At 55.2% G+C, this 16964-nt stretch carries 16 protein-coding genes, 1 tRNA gene and 1 riboswitch; of the genes, 7 read left to right on the forward strand and 10 right to left on the reverse strand.

Annotation, left to right across the window (positions count from 1 at the left end):
* Positions 1–11: 11 nt before the first annotated feature.
* Entirely contained in the window at positions 12–2972 is a 2961-nt protein-coding gene (locus G7Y44_RS08550; RefSeq protein WP_165249096.1) for a hybrid sensor histidine kinase/response regulator, read from the forward strand.
* A 130-nt stretch (positions 2973–3102) separates the two neighbouring features.
* On the opposite strand, the gene G7Y44_RS08555 is transcribed toward G7Y44_RS08550, so the two are convergent.
* The 8 genes from G7Y44_RS08555 to G7Y44_RS08590 all read right to left on the reverse strand — a co-directional run bounded on the left by G7Y44_RS08555 (position 3103) and on the right by G7Y44_RS08590 (position 9345).
* Positions 3103–4176 (reverse strand): type IV pilus twitching motility protein PilT, encoded by a 1074-nt coding sequence (locus tag G7Y44_RS08555; RefSeq protein ID WP_165045640.1) that lies wholly within the window; start codon positions 4174–4176, stop codon positions 3103–3105.
* Positions 4177–4184: 8 nt separating this feature from the next.
* Complete coding sequence (locus G7Y44_RS08560; RefSeq protein WP_241159234.1) at positions 4185–4703, reverse strand: S4A5 electrogenic sodium bicarbonate cotransporter 4; 519 nt, start codon at positions 4701–4703, stop codon at positions 4185–4187.
* Positions 4703–5212: a hypothetical protein gene (locus G7Y44_RS08565; protein ID WP_165249098.1), complete on the reverse strand. Its 510-nt coding sequence runs from the start codon at positions 5210–5212 to the stop codon at positions 4703–4705. Before G7Y44_RS08565 ends, G7Y44_RS08560 begins: the two co-directional genes overlap by 1 nt.
* Position 5213: 1 nt before the next feature.
* Positions 5214–5711 carry a DUF4860 domain-containing protein gene (locus G7Y44_RS08570; RefSeq protein ID WP_165249100.1) on the reverse strand — a complete coding sequence of 166 codons (498 nt, stop codon included), beginning with the start codon at positions 5709–5711 and terminating at the stop codon, positions 5214–5216.
* Positions 5708–6034: a hypothetical protein gene (locus G7Y44_RS08575; RefSeq protein ID WP_165045646.1), complete on the reverse strand. Its 327-nt coding sequence runs from the start codon at positions 6032–6034 to the stop codon at positions 5708–5710. Before G7Y44_RS08575 ends, G7Y44_RS08570 begins: the two co-directional genes overlap by 4 nt.
* Before the next feature lie 3 nt (positions 6035–6037).
* Positions 6038–7126, reverse strand: a complete 1089-nt coding sequence (locus tag G7Y44_RS08580) for a type II secretion system F family protein (protein WP_165045648.1) — start codon at positions 7124–7126, stop codon at positions 6038–6040.
* A gap of 65 nt (positions 7127–7191) precedes the next feature.
* Positions 7192–8298, reverse strand: a complete 1107-nt coding sequence (locus G7Y44_RS08585; RefSeq protein ID WP_241159235.1) for a transglutaminase-like domain-containing protein — start codon at positions 8296–8298, stop codon at positions 7192–7194.
* Positions 8299–8589: 291 nt separating this feature from the next.
* Positions 8590–9345 (reverse strand): SDR family NAD(P)-dependent oxidoreductase, encoded by a 756-nt coding sequence (locus tag G7Y44_RS08590; RefSeq protein ID WP_165045650.1) that lies wholly within the window; start codon positions 9343–9345, stop codon positions 8590–8592.
* A gap of 344 nt (positions 9346–9689) precedes the next feature.
* On the opposite strand from G7Y44_RS08590, the gene G7Y44_RS08595 reads away from it, so the two are divergent.
* The 5 genes from G7Y44_RS08595 to G7Y44_RS08615 all read left to right on the forward strand — a co-directional run bounded on the left by G7Y44_RS08595 (position 9690) and on the right by G7Y44_RS08615 (position 13330).
* Positions 9690–9766, forward strand: a tRNA-Pro gene (locus G7Y44_RS08595).
* 116 nt (positions 9767–9882) lie between these two features.
* The gene (gene tatA, locus G7Y44_RS08600; RefSeq protein WP_165045651.1) at positions 9883–10134 is read left to right on the forward strand and encodes a twin-arginine translocase TatA/TatE family subunit; all 252 of its coding nucleotides are present in this window, start codon (positions 9883–9885) and stop codon (positions 10132–10134) included.
* A 198-nt stretch (positions 10135–10332) separates the two neighbouring features.
* Positions 10333–10803, forward strand: coding sequence for a transcription elongation factor GreA (gene greA / locus G7Y44_RS08605; RefSeq protein ID WP_165045711.1), 471 nt, complete (start codon positions 10333–10335; stop codon positions 10801–10803).
* Between the two features lie 214 nt (positions 10804–11017).
* Positions 11018–12535 (forward strand): lysine--tRNA ligase, encoded by a 1518-nt coding sequence (gene lysS / locus G7Y44_RS08610; protein ID WP_165249102.1) that lies wholly within the window; start codon positions 11018–11020, stop codon positions 12533–12535.
* 243 nt (positions 12536–12778) lie between these two features.
* On the forward strand, positions 12779–13330 hold the full coding sequence (locus tag G7Y44_RS08615; protein ID WP_165045655.1) for an HdeD family acid-resistance protein: 552 nt from the start codon (positions 12779–12781) through the stop codon (positions 13328–13330).
* A gap of 48 nt (positions 13331–13378) precedes the next feature.
* Here G7Y44_RS08615 and G7Y44_RS08620 read toward each other — a convergent pair whose 3' ends face one another.
* Both G7Y44_RS08620 and G7Y44_RS08625 read right to left on the reverse strand, forming a co-directional pair.
* Complete coding sequence (locus G7Y44_RS08620; protein WP_165249104.1) at positions 13379–14605, reverse strand: cation:proton antiporter; 1227 nt, start codon at positions 14603–14605, stop codon at positions 13379–13381.
* Positions 14606–14834: 229 nt separating this feature from the next.
* Positions 14835–16379: a Na+/H+ antiporter NhaC family protein gene (locus tag G7Y44_RS08625; RefSeq protein ID WP_165045659.1), complete on the reverse strand. Its 1545-nt coding sequence runs from the start codon at positions 16377–16379 to the stop codon at positions 14835–14837.
* 60 nt (positions 16380–16439) lie between these two features.
* A riboswitch (Lysine riboswitch) is annotated at positions 16440–16615 on the reverse strand.
* A gap of 11 nt (positions 16616–16626) precedes the next feature.
* Between G7Y44_RS08625 and G7Y44_RS10490 the strand changes: the two genes are divergently transcribed.
* Positions 16627–16755, forward strand: a complete 129-nt coding sequence (locus G7Y44_RS10490) for a hypothetical protein (RefSeq protein WP_255464354.1) — start codon at positions 16627–16629, stop codon at positions 16753–16755.
* Positions 16756–16964 lie beyond the last annotated feature (209 nt).

The raw sequence follows: 16964 nt of genomic DNA on the forward strand, positions 1-16964 counted from the left end.
GGTATCTCACCATGCAAAGCGAGGATAAGAAAGAGCTTCGCTGGCGCATTGTCGTCGCGACGATCGTAGCGGCATGTATCGTGGCAATCATCGCCGCGTTTCTTTCGATGAATTATCAGCGCACCGTTTCTCAAAATGCGCTGTACCTCGAAGCAAGCACGAACCAGGCGCTCGAACGTCTTGATAGCGTGTTCGAGAACTCTCAACAGAGCTTATTCATGGCGAGTACTCTCTTCGAAGAGGTTCATCCGACCGACGACGAGATCTGCAACGAGCTGGAGTTTCTTGAGGAAGGTACACCTTTCGACTATCTAGCGTTCGAAACGGTTGATGGAACCACGTACAATTCGCGCGGCAAGGTCAGCCAGGTACAACCTCGGGAAAACCCCATCAAGGAAGCAGGCGTTGCCACGGTGAACGACGAGCGTATTGGTGAGGGTTTGTCCATCGTATTCTTCGAACCTGTGTATGACGGGGATACCTATGTCGGTGTGATGTCGGGCGTATGGAGCAACGAGCTGCTCGAGAGGACCATATCGACAACGTATTACAACGAGTACGCGTCGACCTACCTGTGCAACGACGAGGGTGTTGTTATTGCATGCTCGAGCACGTTTGTAAAGGTTGAGTCTGATCAGCTTGACATCAGCGCGGTTGACAGTACTGATGGAACTTCAGTTGGAGAACTCTTGCCATCGCTTGAGCGAGGCGAGTCCATGACGTTTACGTACGAATCTCCGCGTGGTTTGGGACTTGCGTACATGGTGAAGCTCTCCGATCACGACTGGACGTTGTTGCGCACCTATCCGGCAACCATCAATACATCCATTGTAGAGCGTACCAACATTATCGGCATTGCGCTGATCGCGGCCATCATCGTGGTGTTTATTTGTGCCCTCGCGGTTGTTATCGTGCGTGCGTCACGGAAGAATAAAGAGATCACAATTAAAAAAGACCAGTTCGAACGTGTTGCCGATGCATCTTCTCAGTTGTTTAAGCGCTTTGCTGTTCTCGATTTGCAAAACAACATATACGAGTATATCAAAGGGGAGGACCTCGACGATCGTCTTCCGAAACGCGGCAAGTTTACGGATTTCGCTAACTTCTGGGTCAGTCAGGCCGTCTACGATGATGAGCGCGAGAAAGTGCGCGACATGATTATGCTTGATAGCATCATGCGCAACTTCACGCCCGACGTGCAAATTATGCGTTTCGAATACCGCGTGAACTATCAGGGTGAGGTGCGGTGGCTGCAGCCGTCCATGGTGTGCCTGCGTCGCGATAATGAAGGCCACCCTGCTAGCCTGCTGTACGCCGTGCAGGACGTGACCACGGTGAAGGTGGAGGAAGCGCGCGCCCGTGAGGCGCTCGAGGACGCCTACCGTGCCGCCGAGCAGGCATCGCGTGCGAAGAGCGACTTCTTAGGTAGCATGAGCCACGATATTCGTACGCCCATGAACTCCATCATGGGACTTACCGCCATCGCGACTATGCATATCAACGATTCCGAGCGTGTGAAGGACTGCCTGCAGAAGATCACCGTGTCAAGCCGGCATTTGCTGGGGCTTATTAACGAGGTGCTCGACATGGCACGGATCGAGAGTGGCAATATCGGGCTGGCAGAGGATGACTTTGACTTGCCTGAAGCCATTGAGAATTTGCTTACCATCATCCATCCGCAGGTGGCGGCAAAGCAACAGCACCTAAAGGTTGATACTGCAGGTGTTATCCACGAGCATGTGGTGGGTGACTTCATGCGCCTGCAGCAGGTGTTCGTTAACATTATGGGTAATTCGGTAAAGTTCACGCCTGAAGGCGGCACCATTGGGCTTACCATCGCCGAAATTCCCACGCGCATCAGCGGGTGTGCGTGCTACCAGTTCACGTTCACCGACACGGGTTGCGGCATGAGTGAGGAATTCGTTGAGCGCGTGTTCGAGCCGTTTGCGCGCGCGAACGACAACCGCATGACCAACGTTGAGGGCACGGGTTTGGGTATGTCCATCGTGAAGAGCGTGGTCAGCCTGATGAACGGCTCTATCGACGTGCAGAGCAAACTGGGCGAAGGTACCACGTTTGTGGTGACGGTGCATTTGAAGCTGCGCGAGGCTGATCTTGAAGACACCTCGGCGCTGTGCGATTTGTACGTTTTGGTGGCTGATAACGACCAGGTGGCGTGCGAGGGTGCCTGCGAGATGCTGGACGAGATTGGCATGGTACCCGATTACGTGCTTTCCGGCGATGCTGCCATTGCTCGTGTGCGGGAGCGGGTTGAGACACCCGAAGAATACTCAGCGGTTATTCTGGACTGGAAGATGCCAGGTAAAAGTGGCATTGAGACAGCTCGTGAGCTGCGTGAGATTCTACCCGACCATGTGCCTATCATCATTTTGTCGGCCTATGATTGGATGGCGATCGAGCAAGAGGCACGTATGGCGGGCATTGATGCGTTTGTGTCAAAGCCGATGTTTAAGTCTCGCTTGGTTCATGTGATGAATAGCCTGCTGGTGGGTGGCAAGGACGATGAAGCTGAGCGTGATGATGCAGCGAAAGAAGCCGACTTGCTTCGCCAAGCCGACTTCTCGGATAAGCGTATTCTGCTGGTTGAGGATAACGAGCTTGCAGCATCCATTGGATTGGATATCTTATCGTTTACGGGAGCTGCTACAGCGCATGCTATCAATGGTAGGGTTGCGCTGGAAATGTTGCGCGACAACCCGCCGGGAACCTTCGATTTGGTTCTCATGGATGGTCAGATGCCGGTGATGAATGGCTACGAGGCTGCGCGAGCCATCCGTTCGTTAGGATTGGCTGGTCGCCCCGACTTGGCAACTATTCCTATTGTTGCACTCACAGCCGATGCATTCGCTGACGATATGAAGCGAGCGTTGAATGCGGGTATGAACGCGCACATGTCAAAGCCGCTCGAGATCAACACATTGGTGAGGGTATTGAGGGAGTTCTTGCAGTAATCTTACAGTAAGAACGTACGAAAAGAGAGGGTACCGATGTTTATGTCGGTACCCTCTCTTTTTTCGGTGCGGTTGTTCGGTGCGGTTGGTGTGGCTATTCTTGTTTGCTTGCTGCTACTCGTCGAATCGCTTACAATCCTTCAACCTCGAAACGCTTCTCCAAAGCTTCCTGATGGTGTGCGTAATGCAGTGCCACGTCTCGAGCTACATGCCCTTCTTTCACCAGTGTAAACAGACTCTGGTCCATGGTACGCATACCTTCGGCGCCTCCTGCGGCGATAGCACTGTCGATTTGGTGCGTCTTCGACTCGCGAATGAGGTTACGGATGGCGGTGTTCGTTACCATAATCTCGAAGGCCGGCATCACGCCGCCGTCGATGGTGGGCACGAGCTGCTGGCTGACAATAGCGCGAAGCACCATGGATAACTGAATGCGAATTTGACGCTGCTGCGAAGCAGGGAATGCATCAACGATGCGGTCGACCGTGTTCGCAGCACCCGAGGTATGCAGTGTGGAGAACAGCAGCTGCGCCATCTCGGCAGCGGTGACGGCGGTTCCAATGGTGTCCTGATCTCGCATTTCGCCCAGCAAGATGATGTCGGGGCTTTCGCGCATGGCCGAGCGCAGTGCCTCGCTATACGTGGCCACATCGGTGGGAATTTCGCGCTGCGTTACAATGCAGGTTCCATGACGATGTATGTACTCGATGGGATCTTCCATGGTAACAATGTGCCCGGTGCGTTCATGGTTCAGCTTGTCGATGATGCATGCGAGTGTGGTTGACTTACCCACACCAGCAGGTCCTGTCACCAGCACGAGGCCTTTCTGGAATCGCGTCAGGTCGAGTACTTCGTCGGGAATATGGAAGTCGGCGGGGTTGGGTAAGCCAAAGGGGATCACGCGGATAACCGCGCTGTACGAGCCACGCTGTCGGAAAATGTTCACGCGGAAGCGACCGATGCCGGCGATGGCGAAGGAGAAGTCGTCGTCATGGTTGAGACTGCTCTCGAACGCGTTCATGTTTCGCCCAGACATCTCGTAGATGCTGCGAACGAAGCGCTCGGTGTCGGCGGGTGTAAACGGCGCAACGTCAAGGCGCACCTGCCTGCCACCCATCTCGTAGGAAAGCGGCAGGCCAGCGATGACGAAGATGTCGGACGCGTTCGCGTCAACCATTTCCTTGAGTAGCTGTTTCAGTTCCATGTTATCTCCTATCGTGATTGAGCGGAACCCGACCACAGCACCTCGCCAGAGCCGGCTTCATTCCATTGAGTGGTGGCACGCCACTGAGATATTTCGTAGGTGGCATCGTCGCGAATGGTGAGCACTACCGAAAGCGTGCGTCCGCTGTCGCTTGAGAACTCGGCTCCCACCTGGTTGTCGTCTATGTAGGCACCCTCGTATGCACTGATGACGTCTGCTACGGCGACAAGCGCATCTGCTGTGACATCGGCGTTTGCCTCTTCAGCGTTGGTGACTTCACTGCTCGCACGCACACCAGCGAGCGCACCGTCGATTTCGGCAACGAAGCTTTGCGCCGCTTGCTCGTTGTTGTAGGTGGCGGATGTAAACCAGGCCTGCTTTTCTGCGGCGGTGTAGGCTGCTTGCGCTGTTGATACGGCAAGCACAGCCATAACCGCCAAGCAGAGCACGATCACGAGCGAGAACACGCTCACTGGGCCGATGCGTACCGACCCGCTTTCGCGTGTCATTCTTATGTTGCTGCTCATCAACCCACCTCCCCGTTTGAGACGTAGCGTGACGTGTAGAGTGTATAGATTATTCTCTCGTTGTCAGAAACTGTTATATGAGCCACATAGAGCGTGCCTGCTTCTTGTGGATGCTGCTCGACAATGCGCTCAAGCTTAAAGTCCCTTTCACTGTCGGTAGCGCCGAAACCATCAGTAGCTTGAAGGCTTTCGCCTTCGGGGTTAGCTGCGAAAGCTTCAGCGTCGTTGGCAGCAAGTACCACGGCGCGTGACAAGTCATCGGAGGCAGCGCCCCGTTCGTACGATGACACCATAAGTCCTGTGAGCACTGCGAGTGATCCCATCATGAACACGAGCAAGAACAGTGCCTCGATCACAAACGCCCGGCCGTGGCGCGATCTGTGCTCTGCGGGGTGCGCTCGCCGACGCATGCGCTCCATATTGATAGCTGTTGCGTCGCAACCTTCCAGTTCGGCACTTTTTTCACTCGCGATAGATTCTGCGAACGATGCGCTTAATGTTTCAGCCATATCAAGCACCTCCTCGCACGCTTCGCAGGGCGATGCACGTGGATCCCTGATCGGTGTAAATGGTAAGGAGTCCGTTCTCGTACGTAAAATCAAAGCTCTCAGATGCAACCATTTCGCGAGCTCGTTCGGGCGTAAATGCCGAACCTGCGCGAGCGTATTCTTCCACAACGTTGCCTTGGTACAGGTACAGCCGTGTCTCGTAATCACCTGCGTCCACGTGCTCGCTTAACACGAGTGCCGGCCCTTCGGGGCCTTCCGCAACACCCACGGCGTCAGTTACGTCATTGGTACGCACGGAATTAGACAGAAGCGAGAGCCCTAATCGCATTTCGTCGGCATTGGCGCGCATGCTGTTTGCTGATTGATATGCGTTCACGCCAACGAGAAACGCTGCCAGCAAAAACAGAGTGATGACCGCGAACAACAGCGTGGTAAACATTCGTCCGCCACGCTCGCGGTCGTGTGATCTTATGCCAAAGTCTTTATCGCGGCCGGTCATTTCGCCAACACCACCACATTAGGCATTACGTTACCCGCAAACACGCTGTACGTGATTACGTAGTCATCATGGTTGACCACAAGCCCGTAATTGTCTTCAAGATACTGAAGCGAGGAAGGGTAGGAACCCTCGATCGCGCAGCACTGTTTCGCGCTGCCAAGAATAGCGTTGCGTACTGACAGCTCACCTTGCTCTCGCAGCGAAGCATCGATGCGTTCGAAGGTAAACCAGCCAACGATCACAATCAGTACCACTGCCAGCAGTGCGCCTACGCGCCGTCTGGCGCGGTGTCTCAGTTGATCCTGTGTAAGTTCGTGATGCATAGGTTATCCTATCGAGCTCATGATGCCGATCAGCGGAAGCATTACGGCGATCAGTGTCGCGCCGATACTCACGGTCAAAAACGCCGCCAGCGTTGGCTCTACGCTGTCGATTACGTTGTCGATGCGGGTGATGGCGTCGTCGAAGAACGTGTCGGACAAGCTTCCCAGTACCGTTTCCAAGCTGCCTGTGCGCGATCCTACCATGAGCATGCGTGCGTATACAGGCTCGATGACATCGCTTTCCGATATCGCCTGCGGCAAGCTCTTGCCCTGCGCGGGGTCGACCATGGTTTCATGCGCTGCCGCAAGGCGGCTTTTGAGCTCGGCGTGTTCCACCATGTCTACCGCGCGTTGCATGGAGGTGTCGGTGTCCACGCCAGCTGAGACGAAGGTGGCGAGCGCCGCAGTGAAGCGAGCCACGGCAATTTGGCGCATGGGTTCGCGCGTGATCGGAAGCTTTTCGAACAAGCGCACCAGCTTTGCTCGCCCGTCCGGGGTCGAGCCGATGGCCATTCCCACCAACACCAGTACCGTGCACAAAAACGTGATAATAAGCGCCGCCCAGCCAATGCCGATAGACACATTCACGTAGGCAAACGAGCTTGCGGTCAGGTTACCTGTGAGCCCCTCGTACACGTCGACGAACACCGGAAGGATCACCGCAGCGGAGAATAGCAAGATCACCGTCATCACACACAGAAGCGCTGCTGGATACGCGACAGCACTGCGCATTTTTGCGTATAGGCGATCTTCCTCGTCATAGTGCTTCGCTAAGCTCCACAGTACGCTTTCCAAACGACCTGAGGTTTCTCCTGCGCCCACCATGTTTACCAGGTGAGTGGGAAACGCCCCGCTTTCTTCGAGCGCTGCCGCTAGCGACTTACCAGCCACGAGCGCTGCGTACACGTCGCTGCATGCGCTTTTGAAGCTCCCCGTGCTTGCCCGCCCCTTGTTTGCGAGTGCGCCTGCACTCTGCTGTTCCTCGCCAAGTAGGTACAGCGCCTCATCCGTTTGGATGCCGGCGGAGTACATGATGGCCAGGCTTTCGCAGAAGGCGGAAAGCGCGCCGCTTTCGAGCATCTTCGTTGCCATGTCCGTGTTCGCTCCTTGTCTTTCAGTAACGAATGAATTGCTGCGTGCTCAAGCGTTCTCTAACGCTAGTAAACGTATCGGTCGGTGTACGAACTACCGTCACCCACGAAGTTTGTCGATCCTCCGGCAGTAAACGTTAGATCGACGCGTGTCCACGTGTTTTCCTGTACGCTGAAACTTGCAGCAATCCAGCTCCCATCAATATACACCATGTTCCATGCATGGTAGATGCCATCAGGCGCAACATCTCCGGTAATTATCTTGCAGGGGATGCCCTGACTGCGCAGCATCGCTGCGGTGAGCGATGCGTAGTCAAAGCAAATGCCACTTTTCGAAGAAAGTGTGCTGTCGGGGTCTGGCACGTAGCTGGTGGCGTCGGCGAGTGTTGCTGCCTTCTGTTCGTCATAAGCTACGTTTTCAACTACCCACTCACAAATGGCACGCAGTGCGTCACCCTCGTTTTGTGCGCCTTCGCACAGCTGGTTGGCTAGGCTCGTACTTTCGCTCGTCTCGTCGAACTGGCAGAATTGGTTGGGTCGGATGAAGGGCTGAAATTCGTCAGCCAGCGCTACGTCGGCTGAAATCGGGTCAGATAGCGCCGCATAGCGCGTGCCCGAGGTGTTCTCCCACACGCAGAATGTGTAGCTTCCGTCGCCCATATTTAAGGGGCACGAAATAGGCGTGCCGTCGTTGGGTAGGTCGTAGTAGTAGCTCATATCGCCCTGTGTCACCTCGAACTTCAGCCGCACGGGCGAGGTTGCCGCTGCGGCCACGTAGCCTTCGCTTATGTGAGAGGTGTCAATGAGCGCTCCGTTGCTGTTTGTGGCGGCCGCTTCGTCAAAGGGGGACGATGCCAGTTCGGCGCGTTCGAATGCAGGACCCGAGGTTTCACCGCTGGCTGCTGCGTTTGTTTCGCCGGTAGCGTTGCCATCTTGCGAGCCGCCCCCGCAGGCGGCAAGGCCAAAGGCGGCTGCTATCGCCAGCGTGATTACAAGTGCATGCTTCGCCGCGCGTAAAGCCAAGCGTTTTGTGAGGTGTCGCGCTCGGCCCTGCATGGAGCCCTCTGATGCATCTTCTATGCAACCCGGCATAATGCACGTGCCTGTACGCGTTTCGCACGCGGCGCGATGGCGGCGTGTGAAAGCGACGACGTGTTGACGGGGGGCTGACATGATGCATGCCTTTCCTGCAGTTTTCGAACGTTCGACTACAGGGGAAATGGTAACAGAGGGCAGGCGTTTTTAAAACTCAAACGAGGCGTTGTACCAGACAAAGCCCAAATTTTTGCATAGAGATTCTGCCTTAAGTCCACCTTGTCTTCTACGATGCGATTCAAAAAAGCTCAAGGCGGTTGATTCGTGTTGTATACCAAAAACGTCGAGCGTCGCACAGATGGCGGCGCTCGACGTATGCGAGGGCTGTTCTCCACTCTCACACAAGAGGAAGGTAGCTGAACTCGTGCTTTACGAACGGGACAGTCCGTCGACGGGGATCACTGCTCCAGAAATGTAACTTGCCTTGTCTGACGCGAGGAACACGAACGCATTGGCTATGTCTTCGGGCTCTCCCATGCGGCCAAGCGGGATGCTTGCGATCAGCGGCTGAATGATGCTCTCGGGTAGGGCATCGACCATGTCTGTGTGCGTAATGCCCGGAGCAACCGCATTGACGCGAATGCCCTCCGAGGCCAGCTCGCGCGCTATGGAAAGCGTGAATCCATTCACAGCGAATTTCGTTGTGGGGTAGGCGCTTCCAGAGGGCTGTCCGTGCTTGCCCACCATGGAAGACGTGTTTACGATAGCGCCGCCTTCTCCTTGCTCTATCATGATGCGAGCCGCCGCCTGCGTACAAACGAACACGGCGTTTAAGTTAAGGTCGACCACTTTTTTAAACTCGTCGAGCGTGTAGTCAACTAAGGGCGTGCGAGAACTCACTCCTGCATTGTTGCAGAGAACGTCGAGTTTTCCGAACGTGCGCGTTACTTCTGCGAATTCGGCAGCGACGGATTCCGGGTCGGTCAGTGCGGGGGAAATCCCTATAACGCGCCCCTCTGCTTCGGGCATCTCTTGCACCAGTTTCTCCACAGCGGCGTTTGCTGTTTCCGGGCGCGATCCACAAAGGGCTACGTTAGCTCCTTCGGCGAGGAATTTCTTGACGATGGTAAATCCAATTCCGCGGGTTCCGCCAGTGACAATTGCCGTTTTTCCCTCGAGCAGCATTTAAAACCTCCTCATCCGTGTGTTTGCCAGCTGTACACACTATCTCATTTCCTCAGCGCAAGAACGCGCATAACCCTCTATCGCGTTGCCAAACGGATGACGATCGATGAACTTCGGTTGTGTGTGAGATTACGGGGATTGACTTGAAGCAGGTCTGAGGCAGGATGTAGGTTGATCGCAGGTAGATTGCAGGAATGTTGCAAGGTGGTCTGGGTAAGCACCATCTGTTTCACCCATATCGTTTGCTTCGTTTTGCATTGCTCGTGGAGAATGCGCGAGTTGCGAAGATTTCGGTTGTAAGCGTGTGCGTTGTGGTAATATACCGTCTGCTGTGAGAGCGGCATCGGGATGTGGCTCAGCTTGGTAGAGCGCTGCGTTCGGGACGCAGAGGCCGCAGGTTCAAATCCTGTCATCCCGACCATGAGCTTTAAGGGATGTGCTTTTCAGAACATCCCTTTTTGCATACGTAGGCCGCCTTACGGGAAAGGCGGGCGGGTTACGCCGATAGGGCGTCTCGTGTGGCAAATGGAGGTTGACATGAAATTTCTGGGAATGGGCGTGCCCGAGCTTCTCATCATCCTCGTGGTGATTCTGCTCATCTTCGGGCCAAAAAACCTTCCAAAACTCGGCAGTGCGCTTGGTAAGACCGTGAAGAATCTGCGCGAGGGCATCGGTGGCGACAAGGACGACGAGGAAGAAGTTGAAGAGGAAGTCGTCGAGGTTGTCGAAGAAGAGGAAGAAGCTCCCAAGAAGACAGTCAAGAAGACGGTTAAGAAGAAGTCTGAATAACCTCAGTTACTGCAGGCGGTGCGCGGGCGCAACGGCCGCGCACCGCCTTTCTTGTTATTGGAGGCATGTGTGCTTCCGCACAAGGGCGCTCGATGTTGGACGATATTCCACATGGTGCCGCACATTTCGATTCGCATGAAGGCTGTGCACGCTGGACAAACGGCGTGCCTGTTTTACGTTAAGGCAGGTGTGATTGGTATGGCCGAGGGAAACTACGTTCTTACCCAAGAGGGTAAGGGCAAGCTTGAAGAAGAGCTCCATTACCTGGAAACCGAGAAGCGCGACGAGGTTGGCGAGCGTATTAGGGTCGCCCGTGAGTTCGGCGACATCTCCGAGAACTCCGAGTATGACGACGCGAAGAACGAGCAGGGCATGATGGAGGCGCGCATCGCTGAGATTTCGCGTATTTTGTCTGAGGCGACGGTGGTCAACACTCCGAAGCGCTCGAGCCGCGTGAACATCGGCTCCACGGTGACTGTCGACATGGGCGGCAGGGAGCGTGTGTTTACGATCGTAGGTGCCGCCGAGAGCGACGTCGCGTCGGGTAAGATCTCCAACGAGTCGCCGGTAGGCGCGGCGCTTTTGGGCTGCAAGAAGGGCGACGAGGTAAGCGCAACCGGCCCGACTGGCCGTGAGATTACCATGACCATCCTCAAAATCGAGCACTAATTTTTGTTTCCCCCGTGCTGATGCGACGGCGGAATTGTACGTTCGCTGTGAAGGCTTGGGGCACCCTACCTTGCTGCTCTAAGTTTTCATCGCGTACGACGTACGCTTCATCAAGCTTTCACGGCAATTCGGGGCACCCTTGCCCTTCTCGCTGACGTATGCGTTTGACCCATAACATTGTATGAACCATTTGCACCATGAGATAAGGATTCACATGACCGAGAACAACAAGACAGAGGTTATTGAGGACGACCCGATTGCGGTGCGCCGCGCCAAGCGCGAAGCGCTCATAGCTGCTGGTCAAAACCCTTACGGCCATGCTTTCAGCTACACGCACCACCTCGCTGACCTAACTGAGTTGTATGTCAACCTTGAAGACGGTCAGAGTACCGAGGATGAAGTGGTGGTGGCTGGTCGCATCATTGCCAAGCGCGATCAGGGTAAAATCATCTTCATGAATCTGCGCGACTCATCGGGCGACATGCAGCTGTTCTGTCGCGTTAATGCGCTGGGTGATGAAGCGTTCGCGGACATGAAAGACCTTGACATGGGCGACTGGATCGGCGTTGCGGGCACCATGATGCGCACGCGACGCGGTCAGCTTTCCATTGCGGTTGAGCGCTATGAACTGCTGAGTAAGTCGCTGCGTCCGCTGCCTGAGAAGTTTCACGGGTTAGCCGACAAAGAACTCCGTTATCGTCAGCGCTATGTGGATCTGATCATCAACCCCGAGGTGCGAGAAACTTTCGAGAAGCGCTTCAAGGTGGTTTCGGCCATTCGCCGTTACATGGAAGACCAGGGCTTTTACGAGGTTGAGACGCCGTTTCTTCATCCCATTCTGGGTGGTGCGAACGCGAAGCCCTTCGTTACACATTTCAATGCGCTTGATCGCGACTACTTTCTACGTATTGCCACCGAGCTGCCGCTGAAGCGCCTGTTGGTGGGTGGGTTCGAGAAGGTGTTCGAAATCGGCCGTCAGTTCCGAAATGAGGGCATGGACCCCTTCCATAACCCTGAGTTTACTACGATGGAGGCTTACCAGGCGTTCTCCGACCTCGATGGCATGATGGAACTCACCCAAGGTTACATTCAGGCGGCCGCCATGGCAGCCTGCGGTACGCTGCAGATTACCTATCAAGGACGAGATATCGACTTGTCGGGCAAGTGGCGTCGAGCAACTATGATCGAGCTGGCAAGCGAAGGTGCAACAGACACGGTTGACTTCAGCCGTTCGCGTGACGAGTTGGTGGCTATTCTCGAACGCAACGGTGGGCACGCAGACAGCGCGTGGGGTAAGGGTAAGCTTATCGCTGAGATCTTCGAAGCGGTTGCCGAAGATAAGTTGGTGCAGCCGACGTTTGTGGTCGACCACCCGCTTGAAGTGAGTCCGCTCGCGAAGAAGAAGCCGGGTGCACCTGAGCTTACCGATCGCTTTGAGCTGTTTATCTGTGGGCATGAGTATGCCAACGCCTTCACTGAGCTGAATGATCCGGTCGATCAGGCCGAACGCTTCCGTGCACAGGTTGAGGCGAAGGATATGGGCGACGATGAAGCCATGGGCTACGATGAAGACTACATTCGTGCGCTCGAATATGGCATGCCTCCTGCGGGTGGTGTGGGTGTAGGCATTGATCGCTTGGTCATGTTGCTCTCCGATGCACCGAGTATTCGCGATGTGTTGCTGTTCCCGCATATGCGCGATGAAGCTCCTGCGGGTGTCAAGCTGCACTAACCACTCTGCGTCCATCAATCTTTCAATCGGCCTGCGCCTACTTGGCGTGGGCCGATTCTTTTCGCGGGGTGTGTTGACAATGGATTGAGGATTTAACTCGCTTAGGATTCTTAACGACAATATTACCTTGGGTCAACATTGTAGAGGTCAAGGCGCATGGTATCATCGAGTTCAATCACAATGCCATTGGGGCTTTGTGTATGGGAAACAGGGATACTGGTATGCGGGGAGGAGTGTGGTCGTATGAGTCCGAAAGCTCATAAGAAGGAGAAATCGGCACCACGTCATGATTGGGGTATGGTCTTTGGCGGAGTGATGGTATTCATCGCAGGGTTTGTGCTTATGCTTTGGCCAGGGTTGACGCTGGTTTCTATTGCCACGGCGGCGGGACTTTTGCTTCTTGCTGTGGGTATTTACGATGTGATTGCGTATTTTCGTACACGTAAGAGCGCAGGTGTATCGGGCTGGGTGATGGTCAATGCGGTGTGTGATATTATCTTAGGCCTCCTTTTCGTCACCCATCCTCTGATTACCGCCGAGGTCATACCCATGTTTATGGGAGTGTTCGTGTGTGTTTACGGTGTCTTCGCCATCGTGGCGGCGATTCGGTTGCGTAAGGTGGGCTTCGGCTGGGGGTTCATGCTGGCCAATGGTATTGTCGCTCTACTGTGTGGGCTGTCGTTTATACTGGTGCCGGAGTCGTTCGTGATTTTCCTTGGGCTGTTCTTGGCCATGCGCGGTGTAACCATGGCGGTGTTTGGCTTCATGGAGCCGCGCGCGGTGCCTTTCATTTAAGGAACCTGTGAATGCTGCGGCCCGCGCTGTGTTAAGCGGGCCGCTTGTCTAATACTTGCTATCGGGTTCGTCGGTGTGGTTGTGCTGATCGCTGGGCGGATTTGTGCCGACCATGCGATAGGTGATCGACGCGAGGAGCGGCATGAGAAACACCGTCACGGCTCCTGCTGCCACCAGTACGCCGGCCGTGCTCTGCGTCATGACCTCGGCATTAACTGCAACCGAGGTGACAGCGACGATGAGGGGCAGAGCGGTGGTGCAGTACAGTGCCACCGTCGCGCGGTTGTGCTGCGACATGTCGCGCGTGTCCTTTCCCGTTGAAAGGGCTATGTATACGGGCAGGCAGCGGATGATTAACAACGAGACAATAAATGAAACCAGCAAAACCGGCCGTTGCGCCACCGACGTCAGGTCGATCTTCGCCCCAGATACCACGAAGAACAACGGGATTAGGAAGCCGTACGCAATGCCGTCGAGCTTCGTTTCTAGGTTGTGATTTCCTTCAGGGATTACGTAGCGCAAGATAAAGCCCGCTGCGAAGGATCCCAGTACAATGTCGAGGTCGAACAGTGCTGAGAAAGCTACAAGCATCATCAGCATCAGTACAGTAAGGCGCATCATTGTTTGTGATGTGGTGTCAGCTCGTTCGGTAAGGAAGTGGTACAGCCTTGTGCCCGCGCGTTTCGATCGTGTGGGCACGATGGCCACGATCAAGCACAGTATGGCGAAGATCAGCAGGATGACGATCGTCTTCCATCCAGCGCGCGTCGACAGCAGTAACGCCATGGCGAGCACCGGACCGAGCTCGCCCCAGGTTCCGTATGCCAGCACCGATTCTCCCAATCGAGTTCCCATAAGTCCGCGTTCTTTTAAAATAGGCAACAGCGTTCCGAGCGCCGTGGTGGTGAGCGCAACGGTGAGTGCCACTACTTCCAGGTCGCTGGGGAATTCAAAGGCAAGGCTTAGTATCACGTAAGCTACAACAAAAGAGATTGCCCAGGTAGCGAGTCCGCGCTTGCCTTGGGAACCCATGAGGCTCTTCGGGTTTATTTCATAACCTGCCAACAGGAACAGAAATGCGAGGCCCAATTCGGACAGCAATGACACAGAATCGGTGAGCCAGATGACGTTTGCACCGTGTGGTCCCAGTAAGGCTCCGGCGAGCAGCAGCATTACCGTTTCGGGAACGAGCTTTCGAGGTATCACGTTCGCCACGATGGGGCAGAGGGCCGATACAAGCGCGATAATGGTAAGCGAAATGAGGTCGGCAGTCATGGTCGCGATCTCCGTTCGGTTGAGGCTGGTCAGGGTGGTTTACCAGGTTTAGCCGGTAACGTAGCACTATACCGTAACGCACGATACGAACGTGGCTCGGTATCGTCTTTCAAGAAAAAGAGGAAGGCGCGATCGAACTCGTATTCGGTCGCGCCTTCGATAAATCGTTACAACCAAGCATCAACGACATGACACCTTGACGCCACGACGTCGCTTTTCGTTGCGTGCCTTACGCCTTTGCGGTGCTTGCGTCGGTATCGTCCAGCTTGATGTCCTTTACGCTCACACCAACGAACTTCTTCATCACTACGAGCGTGCCCAGTGTGAGAACCACACCCAATGGCAGGCAGATAAAGGCATTCTGTACGAAACCGGCAATGACGAACATCACAAACGACACTACCGCCATGGTGATGACGTAGGGTAACTGCGTTGAAACGTGATCAACATGCAGCATGTTTGCGCCCGCCGATGCCATGACCGTGGTGTCAGAAATAGGCGAGCAGTGGTCGCCTGCAACTGCGCCAGCCAGGCAAGCGGAGATGCCGATGATGAGCAGCGTGGGATCGCTTGCAAAGATGGGCATGACGATAGGAATCAGGATACCGAAGGTTCCCCAGCTCGTGCCCGTGGAGAAGCCAAGGAACACGGCGACCAGGAAGATCACGGCGGGTAGCAGGTTGAACAGGCCCGGAGCCGCGCCTTCCATGAGTCCGGCCACGAACACGTCGGCACCCAGAAGGCCTGTCATGTTCTTCAGAGACACGGCAAAGGTAAGCACCAAGATGGCGGGCACCATGGCATTGAAGCCCGAGACGAACGACTCAGATGACTCGCGCAGCGTGAGCAGGCGGCGTGCCAGGAAGTACAGGAAGGTGAACACGACAGCAATGAGCGAACCCCACGGAAGTGCCACGAAGGCGTCGGTGTTACCGAAGGCTCCGATCACATCACCCGCAGCGTCGCCGCCGAAGAAGCCGCCTACATACAGCATACCGCCGACGCAGCAGATAATGAGTACGAGGATGGGTACGAGCATGTCCCACAGGCTTGCCTTGCTGTTCTCGACGGCCGGCTCATCATCAAGTGCGCCCAGGTTACCATTCTTGTACGCTTCAAGTTCGGCCTTCGCCATAGGGCCGTAGTCGAAGTTCAGGAAGATAAGCCCGACAACAAATACGATCATCAGCAACGAGTAGAAGTTGAAGGGGATGGCGTTAATGAACAGCTCGATGCCGTTTACGTTCAGGTCGGATGCCACGCCAGAGACAGCGGCGGCCCACGATGACACCGGAGCAATCATGCAGATGGGAGCAGCAGTGGCATCGATGATAAAGGCCAGCTTTGCGCGTGAAACATTCTTAGAGTCTGTGAGCGGGCGCATGACCGAACCAACGGTGAGGCAGTTGAAGTAGTCGTCCACGAAGATGAGCACGCCCAGTACGAACGAGGCGAACTGCGTTCCCACACGCGAGGTTACGTGCGCGGCGGCCCACTTGCCGAACGCTGCGGCGCCGCCCGCTTTGTTTACAAGGGCGACCATCATGCCAAGCATCACCAGGAAGATGAAGATGCCGGCGTTGTCGGCGACGGCGGGTATCATGCCGTCGTTGATGATGGCATCAAGGGTGGCAACTGGATTGAATCCGGCTACTAACAGCGCGCCCATGAGAATGCCGACGAACAGCGACACGTACACTTCTTTGGTTGCCAAGGCCAAAACGATGGCAACCAGCGCCGGAACCAATGCCCAGGCAGTGTTGACGAATTCCACGTCAATTCCTTTCCGCGGCGAGCCTGGACATGGCAGGGCGCGGTTGGAAAAACGGCGCGCAGCCATGGCAGCTCTCCGCATTTCGCGACAGTGCGCAGCATGTTCTGCTGCGCCCCAGGATTCGGTTGGCTCGGGGGCCTTTTGTCCGATCCTTCGGCGATGCTCCCTTTCGCCCCCGCGCCACCCGAGCGCTCAAGGTGGGGGTTACTGATGGACACCGCGCCTCTACCATGATTACAACGGACATATGGTAGCAGATTATTCGGCGGATGTGTATGGTTTGGTGGATAGGTACGGCGTTTTGACCGGTTGCACGGTGTGTACAGTGCATATCCGGCCATTTGGTGCGTTTCCGCTTGACGTTGCCGAATTGTAATGCCGTTGCTGCATTCTCTTTCAAAGGATATGACCAACCTGTCGCCGTGCAAAACAAGCGAAGTGGTACGATATGCGCGATGTGCCCGTCTTTAGGATTTGACACCAGAATTCTTTAGGATTTTCGACATACGCTTATCTGTAAAAACCAGCCAATGAGCTGGTCTTTTTGTATATTCTGTGGAGGATTGACAAAATACTTCAAAAGGG

Origin of the sequence: Adlercreutzia sp. ZJ141 (assembly GCF_011038965.1) — a bacterium.
Taxonomy (GTDB): domain Bacteria; phylum Actinomycetota; class Coriobacteriia; order Coriobacteriales; family Eggerthellaceae; genus ZJ141.

Excerpts from the sequence above, each read along its gene's own strand:
- G7Y44_RS08550 (WP_165249096.1), top strand. The coding sequence starts at position 12 with ATGCAAAGCGAGGATAAGAAAGAGCTTCGCTGGCGCATTGTCGTCGCG.
- G7Y44_RS08555 (WP_165045640.1), bottom strand. The coding sequence starts at position 4,176 with ATGGAACTGAAACAGCTACTCAAGGAAATGGTTGACGCGAACGCGTCC.
- G7Y44_RS08560 (WP_241159234.1), bottom strand. The coding sequence starts at position 4,703 with ATGAGCAGCAACATAAGAATGACACGCGAAAGCGGGTCGGTACGCATC.
- G7Y44_RS08565 (WP_165249098.1), bottom strand. The coding sequence starts at position 5,212 with ATGGCTGAAACATTAAGCGCATCGTTCGCAGAATCTATCGCGAGTGAA.
- G7Y44_RS08570 (WP_165249100.1), bottom strand. The coding sequence starts at position 5,711 with ATGACCGGCCGCGATAAAGACTTTGGCATAAGATCACACGACCGCGAG.
- G7Y44_RS08575 (WP_165045646.1), bottom strand. The coding sequence starts at position 6,034 with ATGCATCACGAACTTACACAGGATCAACTGAGACACCGCGCCAGACGG.
- G7Y44_RS08580 (WP_165045648.1), bottom strand. The coding sequence starts at position 7,126 with ATGGCAACGAAGATGCTCGAAAGCGGCGCGCTTTCCGCCTTCTGCGAA.
- G7Y44_RS08585 (WP_241159235.1), bottom strand. The coding sequence starts at position 8,298 with ATGTCAGCCCCCCGTCAACACGTCGTCGCTTTCACACGCCGCCATCGC.
- G7Y44_RS08590 (WP_165045650.1), bottom strand. The coding sequence starts at position 9,345 with ATGCTGCTCGAGGGAAAAACGGCAATTGTCACTGGCGGAACCCGCGGA.
- tatA (WP_165045651.1), top strand. The coding sequence starts at position 9,883 with ATGAAATTTCTGGGAATGGGCGTGCCCGAGCTTCTCATCATCCTCGTG.
- greA (WP_165045711.1), top strand. The coding sequence starts at position 10,333 with ATGGCCGAGGGAAACTACGTTCTTACCCAAGAGGGTAAGGGCAAGCTT.
- lysS (WP_165249102.1), top strand. The coding sequence starts at position 11,018 with ATGACCGAGAACAACAAGACAGAGGTTATTGAGGACGACCCGATTGCG.
- G7Y44_RS08615 (WP_165045655.1), top strand. The coding sequence starts at position 12,779 with ATGAGTCCGAAAGCTCATAAGAAGGAGAAATCGGCACCACGTCATGAT.
- G7Y44_RS08620 (WP_165249104.1), bottom strand. The coding sequence starts at position 14,605 with ATGACTGCCGACCTCATTTCGCTTACCATTATCGCGCTTGTATCGGCC.
- G7Y44_RS10490 (WP_255464354.1), top strand. The coding sequence starts at position 16,627 with ATGGTAGCAGATTATTCGGCGGATGTGTATGGTTTGGTGGATAGGTAC.